Origin of the sequence: Mesorhizobium silamurunense, assembly GCF_014843825.1 — a bacterium.
GTDB classification, from domain to species: Bacteria; Pseudomonadota; Alphaproteobacteria; order Rhizobiales; family Rhizobiaceae; genus Mesorhizobium; species Mesorhizobium silamurunense.
Genome location: NZ_JHQR01000258.1, coordinates 22414 through 32492, shown reverse-complemented (window position 1 = coordinate 32492; position 10079 = coordinate 22414). Strand labels below are relative to the sequence as shown.

Sequence of the window (10079 nt, the reverse complement as noted above, 5' to 3'; positions counted from 1 at the left end):
CGGCCTGCAGGCTCTGCGAGCGCGTCGGCTGCCTGGCGCGCGCCGAGCCGCCGGTGACGCGACCGCTCGGTCTCGACGAGATGGTGACGGGCCTCAGCGCCTTCGATTTCCAGGGATAGTGCTTGCCGCCAAAGCTTGCGGCGGTCCCGAGGGAGCGGAGGTCGGCTTTGTCCTACAGGTCAGCGGATGCTGGATCACGCCTGGCTCCGGCATTTGCGCTACGCGAATGGGATATAGTCTGGTCGTCCATAGTGGATCGTGCCGCTCGCAAATCGCTGACAGTCCCGTCCATGACCGATACCGCGTCGCGTCGCGTTGCCTTGCCTGCCGTCTCGCCGCGCGAGGAGCGGATCGGCATGCTGCTGGTCTTCCTGTCGGCGCTGATGTGGAGTTTTGGCGGCACCATCGCCCGCTTCATCCATGTCGGCGACAGCTGGACCGTGGTGTTCTGGCGCTCGCTCTGGGCGGTGGCCTTCCTCATCGCCTTCATGCTCTGGCGCGACGGCTGGCGGGGCACCTGGAAACTGTTCCGCGACATGGGCCTGCCGGGGCTCGGCGTCGCCCTATGCTTCGCCACCGCCTCGACGAGCTTCATCGTCGCGCTCGCCTACACAACGGTCGCGAACATCTTGTTGATGCAGGCCGGCGTGCCGCTTCTGGCGGCCCTGCTTGCCTGGGTGTTGTTTCGCGAACGTGTGAGCCCGAGGACCTGGGTCGCCATTGCCGCCGTCATCACCGGCGTCGCCATCATGGTCTCCGAATCCTTGGGCGGCGCCGTCTCGCCGATCGGTGACGGGCTGGCGCTGTTGATCGCGGTGATGTTTTCGTTCGCGACCGTGATCACCCGGCGCTTCGCCCATGTGCGCATGGTGCCGGCCACGTGCCTCGGCGCGCTGCTGGCCGGTGCTTTTGCCGCCTCCCAGGCCACGGAATTCGCCGTCTCCGGGCGCGACATGGGTTTCCTCTTTGCCTTCGGCGTGATCAATCTCGGCGTCGGCCTTGCCTTCTTCGCCATGGGCGCCCGGCTGGTACCGGCGGCCGTCGCGGCGCTGCTCGGCACTTTCGAGCCGATCCTCGGTCCGATCTGGGTGTGGCTCGTCCATTCCGAAGTGCCGTCGGTGCGCACCATCATCGGCGGCGCGGTCGTGGTCACGGCGCTGCTTGTGCATATCGCATTTGAATTCAAGCGGCAGACCCGGCCCGAGCGGCCCGGCATCACCGGGCTGCCGTCTCCCAATTGACGCTCGGGAGTCTTCCCCATTGACAACTCCGCTGCCGGGCGGGCAGGCTGCAATTACGGCAACAACAAGACAGGCGTATCTTGCCAAGTGTCTCCGCCGGCCTCATCGGGGCCGGACCGCATCATTATATCTCTGCTTACGCCGCGGCGAATGCCGCTGACGCCGCCCGGGCACCTTCCTGGAAGGGATGCAAGGGCCGCAACCGCTACTCAACGATCCGAAGCACCGCCGGGCGCGCTCGCTTCTCGCTCCCCGGAAAGCTCAATAGTCTGAACCAAACGCCGTCCCGCGCCCATGTCGCGACGAGCCGGCACGGGAACACTCACCAAAGGAGAACAGTATGATCCGCAAAGCGCTCTGGCTTTCGGCGACGTCGGCATTTTTGACGCTTTTCACCATGGGCGGTCACGCCGAGGACCGCGTCGTCAACGTCTTCAACTGGTCGGACTACATCGACAGCTCCGTCATCGAGGACTTCACCAAGCAGACTGGCATCAAGGTCGTCTACGACACCTTCGATTCCAACGAGATCCTCGAAACCAAGTTGCTGGCTGGCGGCAGCGGCTACGACGTCGTGGTGCCCAGCGGCAATTTCCTTGCCCGCCAGATCCAGGCCGGGGTGTTCCAGAAGCTCGACAAGTCGAAGCTGCCGAATATCTCCAACATGTGGGACGTCATTTCCCAGCGCACCGCCAAATACGATCCGGGCAATGAATATTCGGTCAACTACATGTGGGGCACCGTCGGCATCGGCTATAACGTCAAGAAAGTGCAGGCCGCGCTCGGCACCGACAAGATCGACAGCTGGGACGTATTCTTCAATCCGGACACGCTGGCCAAGCTGAAAGACTGCGGCGTCTATGTCCTGGATTCGCCCGCCGACATGATACCGGCGGCGTTGAAATATCTTAACCTTGACCCGAACAGCACGTCTGCCGACGACATTGCCAAGGCCGAGGAGGCGCTGCTCAAGGTCCGGCCTTATATCCGCAAGTTCCATTCGTCCGAATACATCAACGCGCTTGCCAACGGCGACATCTGCCTGGCCATCGGCTTCTCCGGGGACGTCTTCCAGGCGCGCAACCGCGCCGAGGAGGCCAAGCAGGGTGTCGAGATCGGCTACTCGGTGCCGAAGGAAGGCGCCCAGATATGGTTCGACCAGATGGCGATCCCGGCCGATGCGCCGCATGTCGCCGAGGCGCATGAGCTCATCAACTACATGATGAAGCCGGAAGTGATTGCCAAGTCCTCGAACTTCGTGCTCTACGCCAACGGCAACAAGGCCTCGCAGCAATTCGTCGACAAAGCGATCCTGGACGATCCTGCAATCTATCCGGACGATGCGACGGTGCAGAAGCTCTATACCGTTCAGCCCTACGATCCCAAGACACAGCGCATCATCACGCGCACCTGGACCAAGATCGTCACCGGCCAATAAGGACTGAGACGCGACCCCGGCAGCCAACTGCCGGGGTCGCTTTCTTTTGATTATCAAGCAGAACCGGAGTGGGGACTATGAAATCGCTTGGCAGCATCCGCAGGGATTTCGCGCCATGGAATGATCCGAACGCCAAGCCGTATATCCAGTTCGACAAGGTGATCAAGAAGTTCGGCGACTTCACCGCCGTCAACAATCTGTCGCTGACCATCTTCGAACGCGAGTTCTTCGCGCTGCTTGGCGCCTCAGGCTGCGGCAAGTCGACCTTGCTCAGGATGCTCGCCGGCTTCGAGGAGCCGACGGCCGGCCGCATTTTGCTCGACGGCCAGGACCTGCGCGGCATCCCGCCCTACAAGCGGCCGGTGAACATGATGTTCCAGTCCTACGCGCTGTTCCCGCATATGACGGTGGAGAAGAACATCGCCTTCGGCCTCAAGCAGGAAGGCATGCCTGCCCCCGATATCGAAAAACGCGTCGCCGAGATGCTCAGGCTGGTCAAGCTCGAGCAGTTCGCCAAGCGCAAGCCGCATCAGCTTTCCGGCGGCCAGCGCCAGCGCGTGGCGCTGGCCCGCTCGGTCGCCAAGCGGCCGAAGGTCCTTCTTCTGGACGAACCGCTCGGCGCGCTCGACAAGAAGCTGCGCGAGGAGACGCAGTTCGAGCTGATGGACCTGCAGCAGGAACTCGGCCTGACCTTCGTCGTCGTCACCCACGATCAGGAGGAGGCCATGACCATGGCCGACCGAATCGCCATCATGGACAAGGGCGAGGTGATGCAGGTGGCGACGCCGGCGGAAATCTACGAGGCCCCGACCTCGCGCTTCGTGGCGCATTTCGTCGGCAATGTGAACATGTTCGAGGGCAAGGTCGCCGAGCGGGCGGCGAACACGACGCGCATCACCGGCGCGACCGGTGCGCAGATCGTCGTCGAGAACGCCGCCGAAACCGCCAATGGCGCCGACATCGTCTTCGCGATCCGGCCGGAAAAGATCAAGGTCTCGTCGAAAAAGCCGGCCGACGCCGTCAACGCGCTGGAGGGCGAGGTCTACGATGTCGCCTATCTCGGCGACATGACCGTCTACCACATCAAGCTCGATGACGGTCAGATGGTGCGGGCAAGCGCATTGAACGCCTCGCGCGTCACCGAGGACCCGCTGACCTGGAACGACCGCGCCTGGGTTTCCTTCCGGCCGGACGCCGGCGTCGTGCTGACCAGGTAGGAGCGAGCCATGACCAACATCGCCGCCGCCGCTTCTCCGTCAGCCGAAACAGCTGCATTGCCGACCCAACTGGCGAAGGGTTTCGTCGATCGCCTCGTCATCATCATTCCCTATCTCTGGCTGCTGTTCTTCTTCCTCGTCCCGTTCATCATCGTCTTCAAGATCTCGCTGTCGCAGACGGCGATCGCCATGCCACCCTACATGCCGGTGCTCGATTTCAGCGACGGCATTTCCGGATACTTCGCAGGCTTCCGGGAGCTCAATTTCGACAATTACACCTTGCTCACCCAGGATGCGCTCTACTTCAACGCCTATGTGACGAGCGTGATCATCGCCGGGATTTCGACAATACTCACGCTGATCGTCGGCTATCCGATCGCCTATGGCATGGCGCGCGCCCCGGCAACGGTCCGCCCGATCTTGCTCATGCTGGTGATCCTGCCGTTCTGGACCTCGTTCCTGATCCGCGTCTATGCCTGGATCGGCATCCTCAAGCCGGAAGGGCTCCTCAACGAGCTACTTTTGTCGCTGCACATCGTCAGCGATAAGCTGCAGATTCTCAACACCTACAACGCGATCTTCATCGGCATCGTCTATTCCTACCTGCCCTTCATGGTGCTGCCGCTCTATTCGTCGCTGGAGAAGATGGATTACTTGTTGATCGAGGCGGCCAAGGACCTCGGCTGCCCGCCGACCAGCGCCTTCTGGAAGATAACCTTCCCGTTGTCGCTGCCCGGCGTGATCGCCGGCTGTCTTTTGGTGTTCATCCCGGCCGTCGGCGAGTTTGTCATTCCGGATCTCCTCGGCGGCTCGCAGACGCTGATGATCGGCAGGACGCTGTGGAACGAGTTCTTCAATAACCGCGACTGGCCGGTCTCGTCGGCGGTGGCCGTCATCCTGCTCCTGGTGCTTATAATTCCGATCATGTTCTTCCAGCAGGCTCAGGCGCGCGCCCAGGAGCAAGGCAAATGAACGCCACCTGGAGCCGCTTCAACATGACCTCGATCGTGCTCGGCTTTGCCTTTCTCTACCTGCCGATCATGCTGCTCATCGTCTTTTCCTTCAACGAATCGAAGCTCGTCACCGTCTGGGGCGGCTTCTCGACCAAATGGTATGTGTCGTTGTTCCACAACCAGGGCCTGATGGACGCCACCTGGGTGACGGCGCGCGTCGGCGTCATTTCGGCCACCGCTGCGACGGTGCTCGGTACGCTGGCCGCGATTACGCTGACGCGCTACACGCGCTTCAGGGGGCGGGTGCTGTTTTCCGGCATGGTCTTTGCGCCGCTTGTCATGCCGGAAGTCATCACCGGCCTGTCGCTGCTCCTGCTTTTTGTGGCCGTTGGGCTCGACCGCGGCTTCTTCACGGTCACGCTTGCCCACACCACTTTCACCATGTGCTTCGTGGCCGTCGTCGTGCAGTCGCGTCTGGTCACTTTCGACCGCTCGCTCGAGGAGGCGGCAATGGACCTCGGCGCGCCGCCGGTGAAGACCTTCTTCCAGATCACGCTGCCGGTCATCCTGCCGGCGATCATTTCGGGCTGGATGCTGGCCTTCACGCTCTCGCTCGACGATCTGGTCATCGCCTCCTTCACCTCCGGTCCGGGCGCCACGACGCTGCCGATGAAGATCTACAGCCAGGTGCGCCTCGGCGTGACACCGGAGATCAACGCCGCCTGCACCATCCTGATCGCCGTGGTCGCCATCGGCGTCATCATCGCCTCGATCGCCAACAAGCGCCGCGAGGTCCAGCGCCAGCGCGACGAGCAGGCAGCCCAGCGCGGGTGAGGAGCAAGGGACGGGGCGCTGCTTGCGCCTTGTCCTTCCTATCCCTGATGGAGAGTCGCTTGCGCGCTTTTCCAGAAATTATTGGCCCGAAACGCCCCGGCTGATCGGCGAGATGAACGGCGTGCTCCAGTTGCCGCCGACGAAGAACAGCGATTGCTTTGGGGGCGGCGGCGCCTGCACGGCTGCCTGACCGCTGGCGGCTGGTTGCTGCGCCGGCTGTTGCTGCGCAGGCTGTGGCTGCGCAGGCTGCCCGTTCGGAACGATGCCGCCGGAGAGCGCCAGCCCGCGCCCGGTATAGGAGGCGATGCCGGAAAGCCAGATCTTGTACTTCTGTGCATTGACTTCGGCCTTGTCCAACCGCGCCACGCCTTTCGAGATGCTCGCCTTGATCTCGGCGCCGTCGATCGGCAGCGAACCGTCGGCGACGTCGTCGAGAGCGAAGAACCCGCCCTGTTCGTTGTGCTTGAGGAAGGCGGGCAGGTTGAGCCCGTTGAGCGAGCCCGGCCCGAAGGTCGCCGAGAAGGACCCGTCGGCGTTCTCGAAGATCGAGTCCCAGGCCTTGCCCGGCCCTTTGAGGATGATCGAGACGGTTCCGGTGCCGACCGGCACCAGCCGCGTCATTCCTGCCGCGGTGGCGAAGGCGCCGGTGTCGACGTCCGACGCCAGGAGCCGCAACTCGACCTGAGTGCCGTCCGGTTTGCGGTCGAAACGCAGGCTGCTCTGGATGTTGCCGTTGAAGGCCGAGGCGTCGGAGATGTCGAAGACGGCGAGCCCGTTCTTCACCTGCGCGGTCGCGGCGACGTCGGCGAGCTGTATCGGGCCGACGGTGGCGTGCGCCGCCGACAGCCTGAGATCGAGGTTGATCTTGTCGGCGAAGCTGGTGTCGATCTCGCCGGGGCCCGCTTCGCCGGCCGGAGCGATCGGCGTGAAAGCGGAAAGGAACGATCGAAGATCGAGCGTATCGAAGGCAAGCGTGCCGGAAATGACGGGCAGGGCCTCGCTGAACGAAAAGTCCAGCGCTCCCATGCCGGGATTGTTGTCCAGCGCCACCGTCGTGTTCTCGAATTTCGCTCGTCCCGACGACGCAGTCACCTTGCTCGCGACCGAGATGGATCCGATCGCGGCACCAGGCGCGATTCCGGCCTGCGACCATTCGAGCAGGCGTCTCAGCGAAGGGGCGGCGAATTTCGCCTGGCCGTCCAGATAGGCGTTCTCCGACATCGAGGCGACGCCGTCGAAGGAGAGCGTGGCGGGCGCCGCCTTGAAGGCAAGCGTGACGGGCGCGTTGCCTCCGGCAAACAGCACCAGCGGCCTCGCCGAGGAAAAATCGATCTGGACGCTCTCGCCACGCCAGATGCCGGTCGCCGTGAGCGTGGCGTCGCTGTTCATGGCCGCCCAGTTCACCTGGCCGCTGAGGCTGCTCAGGATCTCGCTGTCCTTGCCGCCCGCCGAGGTCACGACGCGGCCGTCGCGGAACTCGACTGTGCCGAACGGATCGGAAGGCAGTCTGCCGAGGTCGGGCTTCTGCGGGTTCGCGGTGACGACGCCGCGCGCGGTGTCGATCGAGCGCGTGATGCGGCCGCCCGTCGGCAGCGGCGGCAGATAGAGACCGCTCGCCGTGCGCTCGACCCTGATGGTCGGCCGCACCAGCCTTGCGGTCGAGAACTGGACGTCGCCCTGCAAGGCGGCCATGGCGGAGAGGTCGACTTCGACACGCTCGGCTTCGATCACCGGCGGCGCGTCGGTCTCTGTCCATTGCGACAGCGTCACGTCGCTGAGGATTGCCCGGAACTTCGGCCACACCTCGATGCGCGGCGAGCCGTCGATCGTCACGCGCAAGCCGCTCCAGGCGCTCAATTCCCAGGCGATGCGGTCGCGCACGATGCGCGTCGAGGCAATCAGCGGCAGGGTGGCGACGGCGAGCGCGATGACCAGCACCGCAACGCCGATCACCCATACCCCGCGCCGGATCAAAGATGATGACATCTCGCCCCGTATGCTTCCCATTGCCGACAAAATCGCCCGACGGGTGTAACCGAGCGCTGACGCTTTTCAAGTCTTTATGGCCTTGCCATGGCATTTGCGCCGCTTATCTGCCGGCCATTCCAACAAAATCTTGCTCTGCTGCGCTGCGGTATGCATAAGCGATAAACCTGTCGACCCCCGAAACGCCACGCCGGTTTTGGGACAACGACGTATGCGGCGTCAGGCTTAACTGCCGCAATCGCGACGTGCTTGGGAGGAACGATCATGGCCGCCGACACCCCCTTGTGGACGCCGACGCAGGACCAGGTCGCTTCCGCGCCGATGACCGCCTTCATGAAAGCCGCGGCGGCAAAGGCGGGCGAGGGTCTCTCCAGCTACTCGGAGCTTCATCGCTGGTCGATCGACGACCGCGAGGCATTCTGGAGCCTGATCTGGGATTTTTGCGGACTTGTCGGCGACAAGGGCGAGCGGGGTCTGGTCGACGGCGAGAAGATGCCGGGCGCTGCGTTCTTCCCTGACGCGAAACTCAATTTCGCCGAGAACCTGCTGAAGAAGACCGGCGGCGGTCTGGCAATCGTCTTTCGCGGCGAGGACAAGGTCGAGCGACGGCTGTCGTGGAATGAGCTCAACACGCTCACCTCGCGCCTGCAGCAGCTCTTCCTGGCGCTTGGGGTCAGGCAGGGCGACCGCATCGCCGCCATGATGCCCAACATGCCCGAGACGGTCGCCGCCATGCTGGCTGCCGCCTCGATCGGCGCGGTCTGGTCCTCCTGCTCGCCCGATTTCGGCGAACAGGGCGTGCTCGACCGTTTCGGCCAGATCGAGCCGGTCGTCTTCATCGCGCCCGACGGCTATTGGTACAACGGCAAGGCAATCGAGGTCGCCGACAAGGTCCGGGCGGTGGCCGGGAAACTGGCGACAGTGCGCAAGGTGCTGATCGTCGATTATCTCGGCACATCCGTCGATGTCGCCGCCACCATCGACAAGGCAGCGGCGCTGGAAGAAGCGCTTTCGCCCTTCGCCGCCAAACCGCTTGCCTTCGAACAGCTGCCGTTTTCGCACCCGCTCTACATCCTGTTCTCCTCCGGCACGACCGGGATCCCGAAATGCATCGTGCACTCGGCCGGCGGCACGTTGATCCAGCACGTCAAGGAGCAGCGGCTGCACGCCGGCCTGCTCGACGGCGACCGCTTCTTCTATTTCACCACCTGCGGCTGGATGATGTGGAACTGGCTGGTTTCGGGCCTCGCCTCGGGGGCGACGCTTCTGCTTTACGACGGCTCGCCCTTCTATCCCGACGGCAATGCGCTGTTCGATTTCGCCGATGCCGAGAAGATGACCTATTTCGGCACCTCGGCGAAATTCATCGATTCCGTGCGCAAGGCAGGGCTTAAGCCCATCAGGAGCCACGACCTGGGGAGCGTGCGCACCATCTCTTCTACCGGCTCGCCCTTGTCGCCGGAGGATTTCCGGTTCGTCTATGACGGCATCAAGAAGGACGTGCACCTGGCCTCGATTTCCGGCGGCACCGATATCGTCTCCTGCTTCGTGCTCGGTGTCCCGACGGAGCCGGTCTGGAGCGGCGAGATCCAGGGGCCTGGCCTCGGCCTGGCGGTCGACGTGTGGGACGACGACGGTAAGCCGGTGCGGCAGGAGAAGGGCGAGCTCGTCTGCACGAAAGCCTTCCCGTCGATGCCGATCGGCTTCTGGAACGATCCGGAAGGCAAGAAATATCACGCGGCCTATTTCGAGCGCTTCGACAATATCTGGTGCCATGGCGACTTCGCCGAATGGACGGCACATGGCGGCATGATCATCCATGGCCGCTCCGACGCCACGCTCAATCCGGGAGGGGTGAGGATCGGCACGGCCGAGATCTACAACCAGGTCGAGCAGATGCCTGAAATCCTGGAGGCGCTCTGCATCGGTCAGGATTTCGACAACGACGTGCGCGTCGTGCTGTTCGTGCGGCTGGCCGCCGGGGTGAGCCTCGACGAGGATCTGGAAAAGCGCATCCGCGCCAGGATACGCACCGGCGCCAGCCCGCGCCACGTGCCGGCCAAGATCGTTGCCGTCACTGACATTCCAAGGACCAAATCCGGCAAGATCACCGAGCTTGCCGTGCGCGACGTGGTCCACGGCCGCGCCATCAAGAACAAGGAGGCGCTGGCCAATCCCGAAGCGCTGGAACTGTTCAGGAATCTGCCGGAGCTCGCAAATTAGGTCACCCTACACGGTTAACAAAAACTTTCGGCCGAATTTACCTAGATTTCACGAGTGGTACACATTCGTAAATTTTTTCGGCCTCCGGTAAGGACTTGTTAAGGGACGGCGCCGATAGTCGCGTGTAACTTGAGGGAGAAATCCCGTTCCTCGTCCCCTGAGGATCAGATTCGCTCAAGCCCCGTTG

8 protein-coding genes are annotated in these 10079 nt (G+C 63.3%); 7 read left to right on the top strand and 1 reads right to left on the bottom strand.

The window, feature by feature from the left end; all coding sequences use genetic code 11:
* From DH10_RS26985 to DH10_RS26960, 6 genes are all read left to right on the top strand, one after another.
* Positions 1-119: short-chain fatty acyl-CoA regulator family protein (locus DH10_RS26985; protein WP_192385552.1), on the top strand; the 119-nt coding region annotated here is incomplete at its 5' end.
* Between the two features lie 171 nt (positions 120-290).
* The gene (locus DH10_RS26980; RefSeq protein ID WP_192247262.1) at positions 291-1241 is read left to right on the top strand and encodes a DMT family transporter; all 951 of its coding nucleotides are present in this window, start codon (positions 291-293) and stop codon (positions 1239-1241) included.
* Positions 1242-1581: 340 nt separating this feature from the next.
* A complete protein-coding gene (locus DH10_RS26975) occupies positions 1582-2679 on the top strand; it encodes a polyamine ABC transporter substrate-binding protein (protein ID WP_192247260.1) in 1098 nt (365 codons plus the stop codon).
* A gap of 77 nt (positions 2680-2756) precedes the next feature.
* Complete coding sequence (locus DH10_RS26970; protein ID WP_192247258.1) at positions 2757-3896, top strand: ABC transporter ATP-binding protein; 1140 nt, start codon at positions 2757-2759, stop codon at positions 3894-3896.
* 9 nt (positions 3897-3905) lie between these two features.
* A complete protein-coding gene (locus DH10_RS26965) occupies positions 3906-4868 on the top strand; it encodes an ABC transporter permease subunit (RefSeq protein WP_192247256.1) in 963 nt (320 codons plus the stop codon).
* Positions 4865-5683, top strand: coding sequence for an ABC transporter permease subunit (locus DH10_RS26960; RefSeq protein ID WP_192247254.1), 819 nt, complete (start codon positions 4865-4867; stop codon positions 5681-5683). Before DH10_RS26965 ends, DH10_RS26960 begins: the two co-directional genes overlap by 4 nt.
* Before the next feature lie 78 nt (positions 5684-5761).
* On the opposite strand, the gene DH10_RS26955 is transcribed toward DH10_RS26960, so the two are convergent.
* Positions 5762-7669, bottom strand: a complete 1908-nt coding sequence (locus DH10_RS26955; protein WP_192247252.1) for an AsmA family protein — start codon at positions 7667-7669, stop codon at positions 5762-5764.
* 264 nt (positions 7670-7933) lie between these two features.
* Here DH10_RS26955 and DH10_RS26950 point away from each other — a divergent pair, with 264 nt between their 5' ends.
* Positions 7934-9892 carry an acetoacetate--CoA ligase gene (locus DH10_RS26950; RefSeq protein WP_192247250.1) on the top strand — a complete coding sequence of 653 codons (1959 nt, stop codon included), beginning with the start codon at positions 7934-7936 and terminating at the stop codon, positions 9890-9892.
* Positions 9893-10079: the final 187 nt, after the last annotated feature.

Excerpts from the sequence above, each read along its gene's own strand:
- DH10_RS26975 (WP_192247260.1), top strand. The coding sequence starts at position 1,582 with ATGATCCGCAAAGCGCTCTGGCTTTCGGCGACGTCGGCATTTTTGACG.
- DH10_RS26955 (WP_192247252.1), bottom strand. The coding sequence starts at position 7,669 with ATGTCATCATCTTTGATCCGGCGCGGGGTATGGGTGATCGGCGTTGCG.
- DH10_RS26960 (WP_192247254.1), top strand. The coding sequence starts at position 4,865 with ATGAACGCCACCTGGAGCCGCTTCAACATGACCTCGATCGTGCTCGGC.
- DH10_RS26970 (WP_192247258.1), top strand. The coding sequence starts at position 2,757 with ATGAAATCGCTTGGCAGCATCCGCAGGGATTTCGCGCCATGGAATGAT.
- DH10_RS26950 (WP_192247250.1), top strand. The coding sequence starts at position 7,934 with ATGGCCGCCGACACCCCCTTGTGGACGCCGACGCAGGACCAGGTCGCT.
- DH10_RS26980 (WP_192247262.1), top strand. The coding sequence starts at position 291 with ATGACCGATACCGCGTCGCGTCGCGTTGCCTTGCCTGCCGTCTCGCCG.
- DH10_RS26965 (WP_192247256.1), top strand. The coding sequence starts at position 3,906 with ATGACCAACATCGCCGCCGCCGCTTCTCCGTCAGCCGAAACAGCTGCA.